This window comes from Clostridium rectalis (assembly GCF_900626095.1).
GTDB classification, from domain to species: Bacteria; Bacillota; Clostridia; order Clostridiales; family Clostridiaceae; genus Clostridium_AS; species Clostridium_AS rectalis.
This window is the reverse complement of record NZ_UYZZ01000002.1, coordinates 216,626-236,310: the sequence shown is the minus strand read 5'-3', so window position 1 is coordinate 236,310 and position 19,685 is coordinate 216,626. Positions and strand designations below refer to the sequence as shown.

General features: G+C 26.4%; 20 protein-coding genes and 1 pseudogene. 19 read left to right on the top strand and 2 right to left on the bottom strand.

Translation table 11 applies throughout. From position 1 onward, the window contains the following. Window positions 1-122: 122 nt before the first annotated feature. From EJL03_RS03805 to EJL03_RS16770, 4 genes and pseudogenes are all read left to right on the top strand, one after another. Window positions 123-1,100 carry a helix-turn-helix domain-containing protein gene (locus EJL03_RS03805; RefSeq protein WP_423243333.1) on the top strand — a complete coding sequence of 326 codons (978 nt, stop codon included), beginning with the start codon at window positions 123-125 and terminating at the stop codon, window positions 1,098-1,100. A gap of 576 nt (window positions 1,101-1,676) precedes the next feature. Next, window positions 1,677-1,916 (top strand): annotated as a pseudogene (locus EJL03_RS16780) (ABC transporter ATP-binding protein); the annotation flags it as partial. A gap of 38 nt (window positions 1,917-1,954) precedes the next feature. Beyond that, window positions 1,955-2,074 (top strand): ATP-binding cassette domain-containing protein, encoded by a 120-nt coding sequence (locus EJL03_RS16775; protein WP_243108637.1) that lies wholly within the window; start codon window positions 1,955-1,957, stop codon window positions 2,072-2,074. Beyond that, window positions 2,058-2,228 carry a hypothetical protein gene (locus tag EJL03_RS16770; RefSeq protein WP_243108636.1) on the top strand — a complete coding sequence of 57 codons (171 nt, stop codon included), beginning with the start codon at window positions 2,058-2,060 and terminating at the stop codon, window positions 2,226-2,228. The genes EJL03_RS16775 and EJL03_RS16770 overlap by 17 nt, the downstream gene beginning before the upstream one ends. 358 nt (window positions 2,229-2,586) lie before the next feature. On the opposite strand, the gene EJL03_RS03795 is transcribed toward EJL03_RS16770, so the two are convergent. After that, window positions 2,587-2,886, bottom strand: coding sequence for an H-type lectin domain-containing protein (locus tag EJL03_RS03795; RefSeq protein WP_125152645.1), 300 nt, complete (start codon window positions 2,884-2,886; stop codon window positions 2,587-2,589). A gap of 327 nt (window positions 2,887-3,213) precedes the next feature. Here EJL03_RS03795 and EJL03_RS03790 point away from each other — a divergent pair, with 327 nt between their 5' ends. The 11 genes from EJL03_RS03790 to EJL03_RS03740 all read left to right on the top strand — a co-directional run bounded on the left by EJL03_RS03790 (window position 3,214) and on the right by EJL03_RS03740 (window position 15,838). Then, window positions 3,214-4,233: a tetratricopeptide repeat protein gene (locus EJL03_RS03790; protein WP_125152644.1), complete on the top strand. Its 1,020-nt coding sequence runs from the start codon at window positions 3,214-3,216 to the stop codon at window positions 4,231-4,233. 67 nt (window positions 4,234-4,300) lie between these two features. Next, entirely contained in the window at window positions 4,301-4,984 is a 684-nt protein-coding gene (locus EJL03_RS03785; RefSeq protein ID WP_125152643.1) for a response regulator transcription factor, read from the top strand. A gap of 5 nt (window positions 4,985-4,989) precedes the next feature. Beyond that, the gene (locus tag EJL03_RS03780; protein ID WP_125152642.1) at window positions 4,990-6,429 is read left to right on the top strand and encodes a sensor histidine kinase; all 1,440 of its coding nucleotides are present in this window, start codon (window positions 4,990-4,992) and stop codon (window positions 6,427-6,429) included. Window positions 6,430-6,658: 229 nt separating this feature from the next. Further along, window positions 6,659-7,084, top strand: a complete 426-nt coding sequence (locus tag EJL03_RS03775) for an FGGY-family carbohydrate kinase (protein ID WP_125152641.1) — start codon at window positions 6,659-6,661, stop codon at window positions 7,082-7,084. A 271-nt stretch (window positions 7,085-7,355) separates the two neighbouring features. Then, window positions 7,356-8,123 carry an ABC transporter ATP-binding protein gene (locus EJL03_RS03770; RefSeq protein WP_125152640.1) on the top strand — a complete coding sequence of 256 codons (768 nt, stop codon included), beginning with the start codon at window positions 7,356-7,358 and terminating at the stop codon, window positions 8,121-8,123. Next, window positions 8,113-10,104: an ABC transporter permease gene (locus EJL03_RS03765; protein ID WP_125152639.1), complete on the top strand. Its 1,992-nt coding sequence runs from the start codon at window positions 8,113-8,115 to the stop codon at window positions 10,102-10,104. Before EJL03_RS03770 ends, EJL03_RS03765 begins: the two co-directional genes overlap by 11 nt. A 57-nt stretch (window positions 10,105-10,161) precedes the next feature. After that, entirely contained in the window at window positions 10,162-11,025 is an 864-nt protein-coding gene (locus EJL03_RS03760) for an ABC transporter ATP-binding protein (RefSeq protein ID WP_125152638.1), read from the top strand. A gap of 71 nt (window positions 11,026-11,096) precedes the next feature. After that, window positions 11,097-13,259, top strand: coding sequence for a M1 family aminopeptidase (locus EJL03_RS03755; RefSeq protein WP_243108651.1), 2,163 nt, complete (start codon window positions 11,097-11,099; stop codon window positions 13,257-13,259). Next, entirely contained in the window at window positions 13,252-13,962 is a 711-nt protein-coding gene (locus EJL03_RS03750) for a hypothetical protein (RefSeq protein ID WP_125152636.1), read from the top strand. Before EJL03_RS03755 ends, EJL03_RS03750 begins: the two co-directional genes overlap by 8 nt. Before the next feature lie 188 nt (window positions 13,963-14,150). Further along, the gene (locus EJL03_RS03745; RefSeq protein WP_125152635.1) at window positions 14,151-14,822 is read left to right on the top strand and encodes a response regulator transcription factor; all 672 of its coding nucleotides are present in this window, start codon (window positions 14,151-14,153) and stop codon (window positions 14,820-14,822) included. Beyond that, window positions 14,819-15,838 (top strand): sensor histidine kinase, encoded by a 1,020-nt coding sequence (locus tag EJL03_RS03740; protein WP_125152634.1) that lies wholly within the window; start codon window positions 14,819-14,821, stop codon window positions 15,836-15,838. The genes EJL03_RS03745 and EJL03_RS03740 overlap by 4 nt, the downstream gene beginning before the upstream one ends. A 323-nt stretch (window positions 15,839-16,161) precedes the next feature. Here the strand turns inward: EJL03_RS03740 and EJL03_RS03735 are convergent, their stop codons facing one another. Next, complete coding sequence (locus tag EJL03_RS03735) at window positions 16,162-16,926, bottom strand: hypothetical protein (RefSeq protein WP_125152633.1); 765 nt, start codon at window positions 16,924-16,926, stop codon at window positions 16,162-16,164. Window positions 16,927-17,413: 487 nt separating this feature from the next. Here EJL03_RS03735 and EJL03_RS03730 point away from each other — a divergent pair, with 487 nt between their 5' ends. From EJL03_RS03730 to EJL03_RS03715, 4 genes are read left to right on the top strand one after another with little or no spacing between them, the layout of a single operon-like run. Beyond that, window positions 17,414-18,025, top strand: coding sequence for a TetR/AcrR family transcriptional regulator (locus tag EJL03_RS03730; RefSeq protein WP_125152632.1), 612 nt, complete (start codon window positions 17,414-17,416; stop codon window positions 18,023-18,025). Window positions 18,026-18,037: 12 nt separating this feature from the next. Beyond that, window positions 18,038-18,769, top strand: a complete 732-nt coding sequence (locus tag EJL03_RS03725; RefSeq protein ID WP_125152631.1) for an ABC transporter ATP-binding protein — start codon at window positions 18,038-18,040, stop codon at window positions 18,767-18,769. Then, on the top strand, window positions 18,766-19,461 hold the full coding sequence (locus tag EJL03_RS03720) for a hypothetical protein (protein WP_125152630.1): 696 nt from the start codon (window positions 18,766-18,768) through the stop codon (window positions 19,459-19,461). The genes EJL03_RS03725 and EJL03_RS03720 overlap by 4 nt, the downstream gene beginning before the upstream one ends. Continuing rightward, on the top strand, window positions 19,461-19,676 hold the full coding sequence (locus EJL03_RS03715) for a hypothetical protein (RefSeq protein ID WP_125152629.1): 216 nt from the start codon (window positions 19,461-19,463) through the stop codon (window positions 19,674-19,676). Before EJL03_RS03720 ends, EJL03_RS03715 begins: the two co-directional genes overlap by 1 nt. The last annotated feature ends 9 nt before the right edge of the window (window positions 19,677-19,685 follow it).

The window sequence follows — 19,685 nt, the reverse complement described above, 5'->3', positions numbered from 1 at the left end:
CTATTCATAATATTAAAATAAATATAGACAAAAATAATTAGAAGTGTTAGTATACTATAAATATATTGATAATGAAAATCAATTACATAGTTATAATATGAAAATTAAAGGGGAATGGAATCTTGAAAATTAATAACTTTATTATAGATATGTATTATAAAGATATTGAGGAAAAATTGGATTGTAAGACCTTTGATGAATTATTAGGTAAAAAATATATCATTGGGAAACAATTTGGAGTTGGAAATTTTTCTAGAATGAAGATAGAGGATGGATTAGAAGTTTCAACCCTTAATATTAATAATACTGAAATGAGTTTTGATAATAGAACATATGATGATGATATTTTAGAGTTGGGGTATTGTTTAAAGGGTAGTACAAAAGTAACAGCATTACCATATAATAAAGTCTTTGTTCTTAATAAAGGAGATATTTTTATTTATAGAACACTAAATGATGTAGAGTATTTTAAATTTAAACATAATAACTGTAAGATTATATCTGTTCATATGAATTTTGATGCAATTAAAAATGCTATAAATCCGATATGGGAAGATAAGATATTACTTAATTGGGAAAAATATACAAGTTATATCTTTAAAGGAGAGATATTAATAAGTGAGAAAGCTAGCCAACCAATAAAGAAGGTAGTAGAGGAAATAGAAAGTATAAGTCTAGATACTGTTTTAGATTATATAAAGCTAAAGTATAAAACTATAGAATTTATGGTAACTTTTTTTCAGGAAAAATCTTTTGAAAATGCACAAGTAAAAGAAAATGATATTGCATTAAAGGCTATGGAAATTATTGATAGTAATCTTAAAACTCCTCCCTCCGTTAAAGAATTGGCAGATAGGTTAAATATAACTATATATAAATTGCAAGAAGAGTTTAAAAATGCAACTAAATGTACAGTATATGAATATATAAAAAAAATGAGGACTGATAAAGCTAAATATTTTTTAGAAAGTACAAATATGTCTATCTTAGAGGTGGCAAATGAAATAGGGTACGAAAATCCAAGTAAATTTGCAAGTGCATTCAAAAAATATAACAAAATAACACCATTTAAATATAGAAAGATATATAAAGTGAGATAATATAAAATGCTTCAAAAATAAAAATAAGATTAATTTTTATTTTTTTGGAGTTGAATTTGATAATTATTATCATGTACACTGTAAATTAAGTAATATAATTTTATTATTTAAGGGGGGATAAATATGAATAAAAAAACAATAAATGTAGAAATAGAAAAACTTGAAAGCTTTATTTATTCCTATGTACCTTTTGTACTAATATTTCAGATCATAGTTGATATAAGTTTTCTATATTATTAATTATAGCTACAACTAAATTCGGATTAGGAAGTATAGATAAAAAAGGATTTTTAACATTTATAATAATAAATATGGTAATTACTAATATAATAAGAGTTTTTGGTGCATAATATGGACAATTTAGATATTTAAAATAGCATCACAAAAATTAATTTATACTTATAATCAACCAGAAATGAGTTATATGTATGAAGAAGCAAATTTTTTAAATTATGATATTAAGTTTGAAAATGTAAGTTTTTAATATGAAGAAGGAGAAAATGCTATTAATAATTTAAGCTTTAAGGCAAAAGAAGATACAATGACTGCATTGGTAGGACCTAAGGTTTTGGGAAAACAACAGTTATAAGCCTTATAGCTAGATTTTGGGATATAAATAAAGGAATTATAAAAGTTGGTGGTGAAAATATAAAATATTTAAAACCAGATTCATTGTTAAAATATATAAGTATGGTATGTGAAGATGTATATCTTTTAAATGATACTATATATAATAATATAAAATTTGGGAAAGATAATGCCACTAGAGAAGAGGTAGTAAAGCAACTAAAATTGCTAATTGTCATGAGTTTATAGAAAAGTTAGAAAGTAAATATTATACTATAGTAGGTGAAGTGGGATTAACGTTATCAGGAGGAGAAAAACAAAGAATATCTATAGCTAGAGCAATACTTAAAGATGCTCCTATTGTATTACTGGATGAGGTTACAGCATCACTTGACACTGATAATTAATATTAAAAAACTTACTTTAGATAAAACCGTTATAGTTATAGCACATAGATTAAACACTATAAAAGATGCAGAGCAAATTATTATTTTAAATGAAGGTGCTGTAGAAGAATATGGTAATCATGCAAAACTTATTTTAAATAAAAAAAGATATTAAAATATCTATAATAAAATGGAAAAATCTAAGAGTTGATCTATATTAATTATGTTTGTACAGCTTTTAGTAGTCCCATCAGTGGCAGAGACTACAGTGAATATTATTACTAGACTTAATAGGTATAGAAAGGCAATTTCCTATTTTAATACTTATATTAACATTTATAAAATTTTAGCATACTATAAATAATGTCCTATGAGTAGAGTAGGAATTATATCTTAATTATTAAAATTTTCAATGTAAATTATGAAAGATAGTGTTGTATATGAAAAATTCAGATGATTATAAAAGCATAGTATATTGGATAAGTATAAAAAGGAACAGAAAATAAATTCTGTTCCTTTTATTATCATTAAAATTAATTTTCGTCAGAGTAAGCTATCCAACAAACGCCGGCACCATAGATTTCTGTATCGCCCCAAGTGTGGATACAAATTGTGAAATCGTGGGTGGTTACATTATCAACATATACTTTAATACGAGAATTATGCTTGTTTATAATATCAACGCCACTTAGTGCAAGCATTATATTTGGGATTTTTGTGAAGGATTCCTTAAAGCTAATTGTAGTATAATAATCCCTAATGCCATCGCCAGTCAAAAGATTCCAACCACCAATAGTTTTATCATAATAAGCTTGTCCATTTCTAATCTTCAAAATTCTTCTCCCCTATATCAATATTAGAAGTAGATACTAATGATTTACTTCTAATATTAATATATGTTTAAATGTAAATTATGTGATAGATTTTTTATGTGTAGTTAAATATGGAAAGGTAAAACAGAAAAGATTTAAAAAGGGAAGATTAACTGTAGTTAGAAAATAGGGTTAGGTAACAGAATTTATATTGACACTACTAAAAATTATAATATAAAAATTTTATAATTAAATTGTTTATGTTAATAATTTGGCAATAAGTTTATTAAATTTGGCAAAAACATAGTGGTAATATTTATATATACTAATTATAAGGAGAGATAAAATATGCAGAAAAAAAAAGTAATTTTAGTATTAGGGATAATGACTATGTTAAATGTTATGGGTTGTAGTGATAAACAGAAAAGCAGCATTTTAGCAGATAATGTAAAACAAGAAGTGACAATGCAAGAAAATGAGACAAAAAAATTAATTACTGATGGAATTAACTTATTAGAGAATAGGAAATATGATGATGCTAAAAGTAGTTTTGAAAAAGCAATTTCTATGGACAAATCAAATAAGGGGGCATATATAGAAATAAAAAACAGATATATGGAAAAACAAAGAGTAGATGATGCATATAGCATAATAAAATTAGCTATAAGTAATGGTGTAGATAGTGATAATATGACAAAGCTATTAAAAGAAATAAAATATAAATTTCAGGTTACTAAATTATCTGATTCTGTATATCAAAATGATGAATATAAATTACCAAATAAAATTAAAGCAAAAATAAATAATGAAGATAAAGAAGTAAATGTAACTTGGAATATTAATACAGTAGATACAAGTAAGTTAGGAAATATAAAGTATGAAGGTAAAATAGATAAATATGATAGAGCTGTCCAATTAAATTTATTAGTTTTAAACATTGAAAAAGTAAAGAAAATTGGTGGTATTAGCAGGGTATTTGAAGAGAATGGTAAAAGATATTTAAAATTTGATGAAATAGAATTTTTCTTAAATAAGGATGCTAATGATAGAATTGCAGAAAAAGAAGCTATAAAAGATGGCGTAGATCTATCTATTTTTGAAAATAAAGATTCTAATGGGAGAATACCTAATGGATATTATATTAGAAATAAGGATAAAAGCTTGAAAACTTATGAAATATCTAAAAACGCACAGTTATCTGTTTGTGGATTTTTTGTTAATATGGATACTATAGATCAACAAAAGGTAAGCTATGAAAAATTTAAAACTATGGATATGGGAGATAGACCAAGATATAAAGGATTTTTATGCCACATATATTTAGAAAATGATGTTGTAGTTAAAATAGAACAGCAATTTATTCCTTAATAGATGTATAATATTATTTGGACAAAATATAAATTATAAGTAATATTATGAATAAGGAGATTTTTTAATGGAATTTAAGGTTTTAGTTGTAGAGGATGAATTATCTATAAATGATATTTTAGTGTCTGCATTAAGGGCTGATGGATATATAGTAAAAGGAGTATTTTCTGGAAAGGATGCAAAAAATGTATTAGATACTTTCAATCCTCACTTAATATTATTAGATATAAATTTACCAGATGAAAGTGGTTTTGATTTATGCAAGTATATAAATAGTAAATTTACTATACCAATAATTATGTTAACTGCACGTAATGATATAGTTGATAAAGTTTTGGGACTTGAGTTAGGTGCTGATGATTACATTACTAAACCTTTTAATATAAAGGAGGTATTAACCAGGGTAAAGGTTGCAATTAGAAGGGTTAATAAATACAAAGACAAATCAGAGGAATCATTTATAGAAATAAATAAATTTATTAAAGTTAATCTAGAGGCAAGAATGGTCTTTAAAGACAATGAAGAAATTAAACTTAAACCACAGGAATATGAATTACTGGAGTTTTTTATAATAAATAGAAATAAGGTTTTTTCCCGTGAGCAGATATTAGATCAGGTTTGGGGTGTAGATTATGAGGGAGACTTAAGAACTGTAGATGTTCATGTTAGGAGATTAAGAAGCAAATTGAATAAAAAAAATGCATTATCTATTATAGATACGGTTTTTGGAATAGGCTATGTAATGAGGTAAACTTTATGAAAATAAGATATAAATTAATACTTGGATTGACTTTTATATTAATAGTTTCAGTAGTAGTTATGAATGTAACAATAACTAATGTTTTAAATTCTAATATGGAAAAAACTATAAATAATTCATTAAAACAGGTAATGAATAGTACCCATGAGTATATAAGATACAAGCTATTGACTAATAGCTCTAAAGATAAAAGGGAATCATTAGTGGAAGAAGGAAATTATATTATAAGATATATATCATTAAATTATAAGTGTAAATGTGATATAAAGGATATGAATTTTAAATTAGTAGAGGGTAACATTGAAAAAGAGTATAGAAACGTTACAAAAAAAAGTAGTGAAATGGCTACGGAAGGTAAAGCAGTAGCAGATTTAAAATATAAAGGGGATGAAGTAACTGCTATTCTAACTTACCCTATATATATTGAAGACAGATATATAGGAATTATAAATATAATAAAGGAATATGACTGGGAGTATGCTACCTATAAAAGAACTATTAATATAATAAATATTATAGAAATTGGAATATTTATAGTTATATTTATATTCTTATTTTTAAGAACAACAAAAATTACTGAACCCATTAGTAAATTAACTGACGCAATAAAAAGATTGGGAAATGGGGAATACAGTATATATATAGATGAGAATCATAAAGATGATCATGGTAAAGATGAGGTTGCAATATTAAAAAGAGAATTTATTAATATGAGAGCTAAAATAAAGGAACAAATAGAGACTATAGAACAGGAGAAAGAGAAGGTTTATAAGTTAGAAAAAGGGAGACGAGAATTTTTTAATAGTGTAACCCATGAACTTAAAACCCCTCTAACAGCTATATCAGGTTATGCTGAGTTATTGCTTACTGGAATGATTGATGATAAAGAGTTTGATAAAAGGGCTATCAAAAGAATATACTCAGAAAGCGATAGATTGCATAAGTTAGTACTACAGCTTATAGAGGTATCAAAGGGTATGTATGTTGTAAAAGAGGAGTTTAAGGAAGTTAATATGAAAAGACTTATTATACAAATTTGTAACGATATGAATATAAAGGCAAATAAGTACTCTTTAAAGATATTACAAAATATAAGTGAAGGAACTATTTGGGTACAGGAAGATAAGATTAAACAGGTCATGATTAATATAATTGATAATGCTATTAAATATTCAGAGGGAGATAATAAAATATATGTTAATTCCTATGTACTAAATAATAAATATCATATAGAAGTAGTAAATAATAGTAATCCAATTTCAAAGGAAATATTTAATAATATCTTTGAACCCTTTATAAAAACTAATAATGGTGTTAGTAAGGATAGCAGAGGACTTGGGTTATATTTATGTAAAGAAATAGTTAAAGAACATAATGGGGAAATATCAATGGAAAATGGAGCTAAAATAAAGGTGAAAATTTCTTTGAAAATATAAGCAAATATTAAATATAAAGGCTATAAAAAAGTATATTATTAATAATATTTAAAAGGTTTTATAATAAAATAAGCAAATATAATATAAAAACAGGAAAGTTTTTATAAAAATATAGGCGTTTTTATGCAAGGGTTTATACTTTAGGGGCTGTCTTAAATATAGTTTTAAGATAGCCCCTTGGTCTTATAAATATAATGTTGAATATGTTTAAGTATAAAACATTATATGCATGGAAAGATACATAGAAGCAACTGCTTTTGGAACTAGCGCTATTATAGAACAGTTTCAGTATCATAATGTTGAAGTTAACGAATTATATGTTGCAGGTGGGATACCATTAAAAAACTCTATGTTAGTTCAAATATATTCAGATGTATGTGATATGGAAATAAAAGTTATAGACACAAACCAATCAGGGGCTTTAGGAAGTGCTATTTTAGGAACTGCAGCAGATAATAAAAAAATTACTGGATATGAAAATGCTAATGAAGTGGCAAGAAATTTAGGTAAAATTAAAAATGAAACATTTAAACCTATTAAAGAAAACGTAATCATATATAATAACTTATATAAAGAATACTTAAATCTTCATAATTACTTTGGAAAAGGTACAAATAATATTATGAAAAGGTTAAAACAGATTAAGGCGGGTTAGGGAAATTATAAAATACAAAAGTAGGAACAAAAATTATACAATGTTATTAAAGTAAGCATTTAATAGTTAAAATGCTTACTTTTTATTTTAATAATAAACTTTAATTCATATATAAGTTGTTACTGTATTTTAATTAGAGTATGTTTAATACATAACAAAAATGTAACATTAATGAAACATACTTCAATTGATGGAATGAGTAAAATTGTATAAAATGAATTACAAAAGGAAAGATAAAAAATTTTATTTAAATAAAAAAGGGAGAACTATAATGGCAATGCTATTAAATGTAGAAAAAATTGAGAAGTATTATGGAAATAAGGACAATGTAACAAAGGTTATAGATAATATAAGTTTTAGGGTAGATAACGGAGAATTTGTTGGTATAATGGGCCCTTCGGGAAGTGGTAAAACTACTTTACTTAATTGTATATCAACTATTGATAATGTTACCACTGGTAAAATAATATTAAATAATAAGGATATTACCAGGTTAAAATCAAAATCATTAGATAACTTTAGACAAAATGAGTTAGGGTTCATATTTCAGGATTTTAATTTAATAGATACTCTTACAGCTTATGAAAACATTGCTTTAGCATTAACAATAAAGGGCGAGAAGAGTTTTGAAATACAGGGTAAAATTAAATTAGTGGCAAAATATCTAGAAATTGAAAAGGTATTAGATAAATATCCATATCAAATGTCAGGTGGAGAAAAACAAAGAGTTGCTTCAGCAAGAGCAATAGTAACTGATCCATCTTTAATTTTAGCAGATGAGCCAACAGGTGCTCTAGATTCTAAATCATCTAGATTATTACTTGAAAAATTTGTTAGTCTAAATAAAGAATTAAAGGCTACTATTTTAATGGTAACCCATGATACTTTTACAGCTAGTTATGCTCATAGAATTCTTTTTATAAAAGATGGCAGGATCTTTAATGAATTGATTAGAGGTAAGGATACTAGAAAAGAATTTCTTAATAAAATCATAGAAGTTACATCTCTTCTTGGAGGCGATGATAGAAATGTATTCTAAGATAGCTCTTAAAAATATAAAAAAGAGTTATAAGGATTATACTATATATTTTTTAACGTTGATATTAGCTGTTTGTATATTTTATAGCTTTAATTCTTTAGACTCACAAAAGGCACTTACTGATTTAAAGTCTTCAGATGGAAATTATGTATTTAAATTAATGGATTTTATGTCTTTTATATCCGTATTTGTATCTATAATTTTAGGAAGTTTAATACTATATGCAAATAATTTTTTGATAAAAAAACGCAAAAAAGAATTGGGAATATATATGATTTTAGGTATGGGGAAAAGAAAAATATCTAAAATCTTAGTAACAGAGACCTCTATAGTAGGAATTATATCCTTAATTACAGGCATTATAATAGGAATGGGAGTATCACAGGGGGTATCCCTTTTTGCATTAAAATTATTTGAGGTTTCTATAAATGAATATACATTTGCTATTTCAACAAAAGCTATAGGTAAAACTATACTATACTTTGTAATAATGTTTTTACTGGTTATGATGTTTAATATATTTGTTATATCCAAATATAAAATAATTGATTTGTTAACAGCAGGTAGAAAAAATGAATATATAAAATTTAAAAATACATTTATATATTTATTAACATTTATTTTATGTGTAGTATTACTTGGTTTTTCATATAAATTTATATTGAAAATAGGGTTAAATTTAAGAGATCCTATGTTTAAGCTATCCATAGTGTTTGTAATACTAGGTACTATGCTGTTTTTCTTCAGTTTAGCCGGAGTTATATTATATGTAGTAAATAAAAACAAAAGGATATATTTTAAAGGACTAAATATATTTCTGGTAAAGCAAATAAATAGTAAGATTAATACAAATTTTTTATCCATGTCTTTGATTTGTTTAATGCTATTTATTACAATACTTGTATTATCAACAGGAATAAGCTTTAAGAAGGGTCTAGAAGAGGGGCTAAAAATAAAAGCACCTTTTGATGCTAGTATAAGAATATCAAATAATAGTAAGGAAGACAATTTAGAGGAGATATTAGATAAAATTAAATTTAAAAGGAGTAAAAATGAAGAATATGCAACTTGTAATAAATATCTTTCAGGAATAAAGATAGATAGTTTGTTATCTATCACAGATAAAGATTATAAAGATGGTGAAGTATCTTTTGTTAAAATATCTGATTATAATAAAATACTGAAACTAAAAGGGAAAAAAGAAGTAAATTTAAATAAAAATGAGATTCTAATTATGTCTAATGATAATAACATTATTAAGCAGACTAATGAAAAGCTAAAAAGTAGTAGAAAATTTTATATAAAGGGAAAAGAGTATTTAGTAAAAAATAATAAAATAATAGATGAAAATCTTGCTACTTATATTTTTGCAGATAATGTTTTTACAGTAATTATAAGCGATGAATTTTTATATGACTACGATAAAATTGCATATTCCCTGCTTAATGTAATGTATTCAGATAAAAATAGAGAAAAAAATAATAAAAAATATAGTGAAATAAATAATAACTATAAAGATGGTAAGTATAAAAGTTTAAATATTTCATATATGAGTTCTTATTCAAAGGATGACATTTACTCTACCAGTAAGGGAGCAACAACATCCATATTATTTGTTGGAATATATTTAGGATTAGTATTTTTAATAACTAGTATGGCTGTATTGGCTCTTCAACAGTTATCGGAGGCCAATGACAGTATAGAAAGATATAAAGCTTTAAAGAGGATTGGTGCAAATTCAAAAATGATAGATAAAACAATTTTCTTTCAAACACTTATATGTTTTAACATACCAATGATTCTTGCGTTAATTCATTCAGTGATTGGAATTAATGTAGTCAGTGATTATATAAGTGTATTTACAAAAATTGATATTAGCTTTTCTGCCTTAATAACAGCTTTAATATTTAGTGTAGTTTATACAGGTTATTTCTATGTAACATATACTGGATATAAAAATATAGTAAAAAGGAATATCTAAGTTTTTTATTTAAAATATTGAAATATTTTATAAGACATATGAAAGGATGATAAATATATGAAAATTTCAGTTGAAAATTTAAATATGACATATAAAACTGGTAAACACGCATTAAAGGATGTCTCATTGCAAATAGAAAGTCCAAGTTTTATTGGACTTTTGGGACCTAATGGAGCAGGGAAATCCACACTTATGAAGCTACTTGTAGCAGAATTGATACCAACTAGTGGAGAAATTATTATAGATGGTGAGCCTTTGCTTAAAAACGAAAAAAACCTAAAAGCAAGTCTAGGATATCTGCCACAATCTTTTGGACTTTATGATGAACTTACCGTTTGGCAGTTTTTAGATTATATGGCAGCGTTAAAAGGAATTAAAAATAGTAAGAAGGTTATTAAAAATGTTATTGAGAAGACAAATTTGATAGAAAAACGTAAATCACGAATTTCCACTTTGTCTGGTGGCCAAAGGCAACGTGTAGGTATTGCCCAAGCCCTTATGAGTAATCCTGAATTATTAATTTTTGATGAACCAACAGTTGGACTTGATCCAGAGGAACGTATTAATTTTCGTAATTTATTTTCCAAAACTGCACAGGATAAGATAGTGTTATTATCTACCCATATAATTGAAGATGTACAATCAGTATGTGATAGACTGATTGTTATTAATCATGGTCAAATTTTGTTTACAGGTACACCAGAGGAACTGATCCTTTTAGCACACAATCATGTTGGAGTATTTGAAGAAAAAACAGAAGAAAAGGTAAATCAACAATATAAGATAACGTCAAGAGTTAACACAGCCCGTGGTATTGCTTGTCGTATTGTAGCAGAATCACTTCCAGATTTTGCAAAAACTGTGGAGCCTACTTTAGAGGACGCTTACATGTATCTTATTATGAGGAAAGAGGTGAAATAGTTATGAAGTTCTTTTCTTATCTAAGAGTGGAATTAAATCGTATCTTCCATTCAAAAATTGTTTATTTAATTATGATATTGACTATGCTTTCACCAATGGCAGGATATAAATTTTACAATGAGGGTATGCTTAATGAAACCTTATGTGGCCAATTTATTGGAAACCCAACTATTGCCGGAGCAGTAGGAGGAGGAATTTTATTTGCAATATTAACACTGTTAGAATTTCATAGGGTACACAAATATGAAACTGAAGGATTAACAAATAGTATTGTATCCCCATTGGTGCTAAATGTGGTCAGATTATTTACTTTGGGAATATTAGCTACGGTAACTGTTTTTATTACTTCACTACTTTATTATCCATATACAGTTATAAAGATGGGTAATGTTTTTGATAGATATACTTATTTAAACAGCTTTTTTCTTTTGATACTTCCATCTATACTGCTATCGATTTTAGTAGCTTCTGCATTTTATCAGATTTTTTACCGTGTAGACCTTAGTATGGGAGCATTTATTCTAATAATGCTGCCAAATTTAATTAGGGATTTACCTATTGGGAATATATTGCATTGGATAAAACCCTCAGTTCCAGCGCTTTCAGATTATTTTAGTAATGCACAAATTTTTCGTTTAATGAAGCATAATAGACTGTTTTGGTTTTTAATATTTGGTGGTTTGTGGTTAATTGGGTTATTAAGTGTACGATGTTATGGAAAGAGGATATTTGCTTCTATTTTTTATAATTCTAGAAAAGTGTATATTCCCATACTGGCTGTAGCAATGATTGCTGGTGGATGCTATGCTTTTATGAATCAACCTGATGTTTTTCTGGTATCTAAAGAAGGAATTATTGAAATGATTAATGACGATTCAAACCATATTACTGACAAAGTAAATAAAGAGATTAAGTTATTAAATAGTAATTTGAAAATTTCATTTGATGGAAGTAAGGGAAGTCTTTTTGCAAAGGGAGTATACTCCCTTGAAAATTTGAGCAACAATAAACAGGAATGTAGATTTACAATAAATCCAGGATATAATATTCAGCAAATAATAGTAAATGATAAAAAGGTTGCATTTAAAAAAATAGATAATATAAAAAATAATATTATATTTAATGTACCTGATGAAAAGGATATTAAACTCACTATACAATATGAAGGAAGACCTAAAGTTCTGTATTTTTTAAGTGATTATATTTTGGATACTAACATTAGCAAAAAATATATAGATTTGAGTAGTGATTTTATTCCTAATATAAAAGTGGAAAGTAGCAAGAAAAATTCTGAACTTGTATGCGAACTTACAATGCCTGCGGGGCTTATTCCAGTAGTAGATCCTTCACAGGAGGATGAAAGTGGTAAAGCAGTAGCAAACTTAAATGGGGATACAACTAAGTTACTTTCAGAGAATGGGGATAAGAAAACATGGTTTGTTCATCTTAAGGGGACTCGTTTTTCTTTAATGGCTGGTGATTATGTTATGAAGCAGTTGGGAAATGAAAAAATGCCTATAAACTTTTATTATAGTAGCAAACATAAGGACACTATGAAGAATATAAGTGCTGAAAAAGTAATGAAGGATACTATTGATTATTGTATTAGTCATTATGGTAAGTTAAATAATGTTACTAAAAATTCACCTTTAAAAATAGTAGAAAAAACTGCTTTATTTCCAGGAGGATTGGCATATCCAAATCATAGTACCATGGGAGAATTTTGTTTTAATGATGAAAATCTAAATGACAAATCAAAGGGTGCATCTGGGGCTGAAACACTATCCCACGAACTTGCTCATCAATGGTGGGGAGTGCAAAATGTAAGTGATGGTGGAAATAATAGAAATTGGTCAGCTGAAGGCCTTGCTGTTTATACAACTTACCGAGCTATGAAGAAAATTTATGGAGAAGAATATGCTCATAAAAATTATGTAGACATATGGAAAGAGCGTGTAAAGGAAAATAATAAAAATTTTTATAGTAGACATCCAGAATATTTAAAAATATTACCCAAAAGATATGTTCAAGATATTAATGACACTGATAGGACTTTACGACTATACTCAAAATTGCCTCTTCAGATTTTGAAAGCATCAAAGTTAGTTGGAGGAGAGGATAAAATGGATGAAATTTTGGCCGGATTATATAAAAATAAATCAAAAACCAAAATTACATGGGATGATTTTTTAAATGCTTGTAAATTAAAAGGGGAGGAATTAAACCTTGAATAAAATATTTAAATATGAACTTAAAAGGCTGATTATAAATAAATTTTTCTTAGGATTGCTTATTATTTCTGCTTTATATAGTTATGAGATTATGCGTGGACAAATAATTCTTGGAATAGCAAATACCGCCCCATTCTCTGGCTGGAGTTATGGAACATACTTAGCTAAAGTGTTACCTATTTTGCTTGTTACTCTGTTATTTTTTGTATCATTTTTTTATCAAAAACAAGAAAAAGGTGTACAGGTGTTAACTAAAGCAACTCCTATTGACCCCTTTAAGTTTCAAGTGATACGCTTTGTAACTATTATTGTAGGTTTTGGGTTAATTTCTTCAGTTCCTATTATTTACAGTTTTTTATTCTATGCTGTGAATTTTAATTACACAAACTTCTCAGCATTTCTAGTCCCAATAATTATAACACTGTTACCAGCTATGTTGTTTACCCTTGGATTAGGAACTTTTGGGGGGCAGTATCACCAAGGAGTAGTTTTTGTGCTTATGGCTGGGGTGGTATTATTAAGTCTCATTCCATTACCGTATTCAATGGATTTATTTGGAGGAAACTTCTTTACAAAATATCCAGAGTCTCTTCAGGTAGTTGAACCAGTATTTTCCATACCTCTAAGTGTAGTAATTGGAAAAGTTATATATGGGGTAACTGGACTATTGATGATGCTTTTACCTGGTGTAAAAAAGAAAAAATAAATATTTTATTTAATAGTTTCTTACAATAATTGTAGTAGCTTGCTTTATGTAAATATGCACATATTAATTAAAAAGTAAAAAACATAGTAAAAATTAATATTTAATCTTATAATAATCATTAGGGCTATTAGATTTTGGTGCCAAAGTTTAATAGTCTTATATTCTATATTAGGGAGGCAGAGTAATTAATGAAGAAAATACTTATTATTGAGGATGATGAAGTTATAAGAGAAGAATTACAAAATTTTTTAATTAAATATGGATATGAAGTAAAGGCGCCTATATATCTTAATAATATAATAAAATACGTTGAAAACCAACATGCAGATCTTATATTATTAGACATAAATCTACCACTTTATGATGGTTATTATATATGCAGAGAAATACGTAAGACTTCAGAAGTTCCAATTATAATAGTTACAAGTAGAGATAGTGATATAGATGAATTAATGAGCATAAATTTAGGGGCGGATGATTTTATAACAAAACCATATAACACGGAGATATTATTAGCCAGGATAACAAATATATTAAAAAGAACTTATGGAAACTTAAAAACTAATAATATATTAAACTATAAAGATTTTGATTTAAACCTTTCAAATGCAACAGTTATTTATAAAGATAAATCATTAGAATTAACTAAAAATGAGGTTAAGATACTTTCCTATTTAATAAATAATAAGGGCAATATAGTAAAAAGAGATTTACTTATGGAATATCTGTGGAAATCAGATTATTTTGTAGATGATAGTACCTTAACTGTTAATATAAATAGATTAAGAAAAAAGCTTCAAGAAATAGGTATAAAAAATCCAATAGAAACTAGGAGAGGGCTGGGGTATATAATGCCATGAGCATAGGTGAATTTATCAAAGACAAAATGGTAGTAATAATATGTAATTTGTTAGTATTTATTGTTATAGGGGTTATAATGGCGGCTGCCAAAGTTAGATTAATTATAATTTTATCTGCATTATGTATTTGGTTTTTACCATTAGTTTCATATATGACTTTAGAATTTATAAAATATAGGAATTACTATAATGAAGTCCAGAGTATATTAGATAACTTAGATAATAAATATTTACTTCCAGAAATAATAAAGGAAGCAAATTTTATTGAGGGAGAAAAGCTTAATTTTATACTTAAAGAGATAAGTAGAGATATGCATGAGAATGTAAAATACTATAAGGAAATGCAAAACGATTATAGAGAATATATAGAGACTTGGGTACATGAGATTAAAACACCTATAGCTTCTATAAAGTTAATAATTGAAAATAATAGAAATGAATTAACTAATAAAATAGACTTTCAGATGGATAGGATTGAGGGATTTGTAGAGCAGGTACTTTATTATTCTAAAAGCAATAATGTAAGTAAAGATTATATCATAAAACAAATTAACCTTGATTTTGTAGTAAGGAGTGTAATTAGAAGGAACTATAGAGATTTTATTCATAAGAAAATAAAATTAGATATATTAGATATTGATAAAATTGTTCATAGTGATGGAAAGTGGGTTGAATTTATTATTAATCAGATAATAATAAATTCTATAAAGTATTCAAATAGTAAAGGACCAATTATAAAAATATATTCAATAAAAAGGGCTAATTCTGTAATACTAACTATAGAAGATAATGGAGTAGGAATAATAGAGAAAGATATTAATAGGGTCTTTGAAAAAGGATTTACCGGTGAAAATGGAAGAAAATTTAGTAAAAGTACGGGAATGGGATTGTATTTATGCGGTAAACTTTGTTCGAAATTAGGTTTAAAAATTACTATTAATTCTCAGGTAAACAAGGGAACTAAGGTTACATTAATATTTCCATTTTCAAGTATGGAAAATTTTATATATTATTAAATGATTATATACTAAAGATTATTAAAGTTCATTAAAAATTTTAATAAGGGGACCAGGAAAATTCAATATTATTATTAAAGATTTAACAGAGGATCTATTTTAAAAAATTACAAAAATGATTATGCAGTTTATAAATTATGATAAAATTAAATTGAGGATATATACTAAGATTGTGGAATAAATTCACAAATAATAAAAGGAAATAAAAATTATATAAATTAATAATTGTTCTAAGAGTATTATAAAAAAAATCGGTGGATATTATATTGGTATACACCGATTTTTTTCATGTTATATGAAAAGTGGTTTCAATTTTTAAGAATTTAAAAAGAGATTGTTAGCATAGCTTGTCCCTGTGCTTCAAAATAATAAGATTGATGTCCGTTACCAAATACTTTGCTATAGGATTTCATTAAGAAATCATAATCATCAAAGGGTAACTTTATAAGGCCGGATCCTCTGTTTGTACAAGTAAATGTTGCATTATTAATATTGGCTGGGATTACTACATTTGTAACATTTTTAGTTGTAACTTTAACATTTGAACTAAAATTATCAGGTAGGTTTAGTGAAGTCATCCCTTTTCCATTTATATCTAAATTTACATTAAAATCTGAAATTGTAGTTATACCACTAATATCATTGTTAACTTTTAAAGACTTTATAGTTTTTGGAGTATAAATTGTACATATTTTGCCTGCCCAGCTATTTAAAGATTTTTTAGAAGTAACAGTAATTGTTCTTGAAAACTCATCTTTATGAGTATTAACACTACATAAAGATTTATCATATTCAAATTTAGGTTCATCAGAATTACCAGGAATTATCTTTACAACACCACTATTTATATTTATAAACAACTTTTCATCACCTCCACTAGTGGATTTATTTTGGACATCTTCTTCAGTACTTCTATTACTTTTATTACCACTAATATTAATTTTATCATTTGATTTATTGCTGGGTTTATTACTGGGTTTAGTGCTAGGGGTACTGTTAGGTGTCACAACTTTGGACATTATGATTGTACATACGGCACAGGTCACTAATGTAAAAGTAATAATTATTTTTTTAATATGATTTTTCATAATACAACTCCTTAATATATTTATGTAATTTAATATATTTTGTAAATATATATGAATATTAAAAAATGTGAGAAAAACTTTATTTTATTATTATTTGTTTTTGAATTTTTTATCATTGTTAATAGATTCAAAAACATGTTTGTGGTGTAGTAAGAATGGACATTATAAAGTGAGAGAGTTTAAAGTGAGAGAGTTTGTGTCATATAAAAATTTTAACTGTTAATAGCTCATGAGCATATTATTCTTGATTAGTTAATTATATCTAACTTTACATTAAGATACTTAAGCTTAAGATTGAATATTACAAAATGAATATTCACAAGTATATATTCATTTTAACAATTGAATGAATTTTGTCAATAGTTTTTCAAAAATATCCTTGACATAAAATAAAAAAATGTTAAAATGAATATATAAAATAGAATATTCACAAGAGAATATTCATATATAAATATTCTATTTAAGAGATTAAGGGAGAGAGAAATTAATGAGAAAAACAATTGTTGATTCTCAATGTAAAGATGAATTGAGAAATAAGCTATGTTTAGTTTGTGAAGAGTGTTGGAAGAAAAATGGTTATAGAAAGACCAGCGTTAAGGAAATCTGTGATTTAGCAGATGTTGCCATAGGAACTTTTTATTCTTTTTTTAATAAAAAGGAAGATTTATTTGTTGAAACTATAATAAGAATTCAGGAAAGGCTAGATTACCAATTTTTTGAATTGACTCTTTCAAAAGAGCCTACTCTTAATGGGTATACAAAAGCCATAAAAATGTTATATAGAGAATATGATAAAATTCCGTTTTTATATGAAGTTAACACACCTGATTTTATTGCTTTAATAAAAAAAATTGATAGTGAAATTATAAAAAAGCTACATGTAGATAGTGTAAATTTTTTTAGAAAGGCGATTAGAAAAGCCAATTTAGTTCTTAAAGTTGAAGAAGATTTTGCAATAGGAACATTAAGTGCACTCTTATCTACAATACAAAGTAAAGATGTTTTAGATAAGAGTTATGACCACATAAAGCTTTTTGATTTTATGTTAGATAATTTAATTAATTCATTGTTTGATAATACTACAGTAATAAAAAGATAAGGAGGGGATGCTATGTCTTATGCTGTTCAGACAAATAAACTATGCAAACAAATAGGTGATAAACATATTTTAGATAAGGTATCTTTAAGTATTAAAAGTGGGGAGATTTATGGTTTTTTAGGTGCTAATGGTGCTGGTAAAACGTCATTTATAAAGATACTAATGGGATTATATCACAAAACATCTGGCGAAGTTAGAATTTTTGGATACTCTATGGATGGAAATAACGAGAGATTTAAAAATTTGTATAGAGATATTGGGTATATAGTAGAAGTGCCAGTATTTTATACTCACCTTTCAGTAAATAAAAATTTAATGATATATTGTGATTATTTAGATTGTTCATATTCTAAAATTCCTAAAATATTAGAGTTAGTGGGATTGCAAAATTGTGAAAAAATGCTTACCAAAGAAATGTCTTTAGGAATGAGACAGAGGTTAGCTATTGGACGAGCTCTACTGGCGGATCCAAAATTGTTATTACTTGATGAACCAATAAATGGGTTGGATCCACATGGGATTAAAGAGTTTAGGCAACTTATGAAACAGATTAATAGTGAGGCTGGAACAACAATTTTGATATCAAGTCATATTTTATCTGAAATATCAAAAATTGCAGACACCGTTGGTATTATTCATAAAGGTAAGATTTTATCTCAAATTTCACTAGATCAAGTTGGAGCTGATGAAAACTCGTTGGAAGACTATTATTTTAATTTATTAAGAATGGGAGGCATGCAATGAAAAAATTATTTGTAAATGAATTTCGTAGGATAAAAATAAGCCAGTATTTACTTACACTGATTGTTTCAAATATTATAGTAATATTTTTGGCTTCTACATCCTACATGCTGTTAAGTAATCCATCATCGGGGCCCACTTCAGTGGCACCTACGTTACCAAGTTTTGCACTTAGTACTATAGATTTAGCAATGATGCTACTACGTGCTGTAATTATAGTTTGGCAAGCAGTATTAATAACTCAAATCATTGTTAGTGAATATGAATCACGAACTATCACTCTTTTATATTCTTTTCCATATAAGCGAATCCAGTTAGTTCTTTCAAAAATAATACTGGTTTCCATGTTAATACTATCTGCGTATTTTATTTCAATACTTTTTCAAAATGTAGTTATTTATATAATATCAATCTACAGTTCTTCAATCTCATTTACACTAAATATTAAACTGATTGATATAATTTCAATTTTCACAACAATTGTAGTAGGATTTATTCCATTAGCTGTTGGTATCAAGTTAAAATCTAGTGTTTCAGTAATTGTTAGTTCATTGGTTATAGTTATGGCAATATCAAACTCACAAGGAAATAATCAGGGGTTACTTACCATACCTATTATATCCATTATATTAGCAATTATATCAATTGTTATATTAGTATTTACAATAATAAAAATGGATAAGGAGGATTTATAATGCCAGGTATACCACAAGTAATTTCGATTCCGGATATTGGAAATTTGCAGCATATATGGGTTATCACAATAATTATTGGTTTTTGTTTAATAGGTTTAGGATTAATATTAAGGCATAAAAAAATTAACAAGCGAAAAGCTTCTAATATATTATTGATTATTGGTATAGCGATTATTTTGTGTCAAGGAGGTCAATTACTAAACAGTTATTTTTAAAGGATAATT

What these genes read in the sequence shown, in the direction of transcription:
- EJL03_RS03790 (WP_125152644.1), top strand. Translation starts at nt 3,214, where the DNA reads ATGCAGAAAAAAAAAGTAATTTTAGTATTAGGGATAATGACTATGTTA.
- EJL03_RS03785 (WP_125152643.1), top strand. Translation starts at nt 4,301, where the DNA reads ATGGAATTTAAGGTTTTAGTTGTAGAGGATGAATTATCTATAAATGAT.
- EJL03_RS03780 (WP_125152642.1), top strand. Translation starts at nt 4,990, where the DNA reads ATGAAAATAAGATATAAATTAATACTTGGATTGACTTTTATATTAATA.
- EJL03_RS03775 (WP_125152641.1), top strand. Translation starts at nt 6,659, where the DNA reads ATGGAAAGATACATAGAAGCAACTGCTTTTGGAACTAGCGCTATTATA.
- EJL03_RS03770 (WP_125152640.1), top strand. Translation starts at nt 7,356, where the DNA reads ATGGCAATGCTATTAAATGTAGAAAAAATTGAGAAGTATTATGGAAAT.
- EJL03_RS03765 (WP_125152639.1), top strand. Translation starts at nt 8,113, where the DNA reads ATGTATTCTAAGATAGCTCTTAAAAATATAAAAAAGAGTTATAAGGAT.
- EJL03_RS03760 (WP_125152638.1), top strand. Translation starts at nt 10,162, where the DNA reads ATGAAAATTTCAGTTGAAAATTTAAATATGACATATAAAACTGGTAAA.
- EJL03_RS03755 (WP_243108651.1), top strand. Translation starts at nt 11,097, where the DNA reads ATGATATTGACTATGCTTTCACCAATGGCAGGATATAAATTTTACAAT.
- EJL03_RS03745 (WP_125152635.1), top strand. Translation starts at nt 14,151, where the DNA reads ATGAAGAAAATACTTATTATTGAGGATGATGAAGTTATAAGAGAAGAA.
- EJL03_RS03740 (WP_125152634.1), top strand. Translation starts at nt 14,819, where the DNA reads ATGAGCATAGGTGAATTTATCAAAGACAAAATGGTAGTAATAATATGT.
- EJL03_RS03735 (WP_125152633.1), bottom strand. Translation starts at nt 16,926, where the DNA reads ATGAAAAATCATATTAAAAAAATAATTATTACTTTTACATTAGTGACC.
- EJL03_RS03730 (WP_125152632.1), top strand. Translation starts at nt 17,414, where the DNA reads ATGAGAAAAACAATTGTTGATTCTCAATGTAAAGATGAATTGAGAAAT.
- EJL03_RS03725 (WP_125152631.1), top strand. Translation starts at nt 18,038, where the DNA reads ATGTCTTATGCTGTTCAGACAAATAAACTATGCAAACAAATAGGTGAT.
- EJL03_RS03720 (WP_125152630.1), top strand. Translation starts at nt 18,766, where the DNA reads ATGAAAAAATTATTTGTAAATGAATTTCGTAGGATAAAAATAAGCCAG.
- EJL03_RS03715 (WP_125152629.1), top strand. Translation starts at nt 19,461, where the DNA reads ATGCCAGGTATACCACAAGTAATTTCGATTCCGGATATTGGAAATTTG.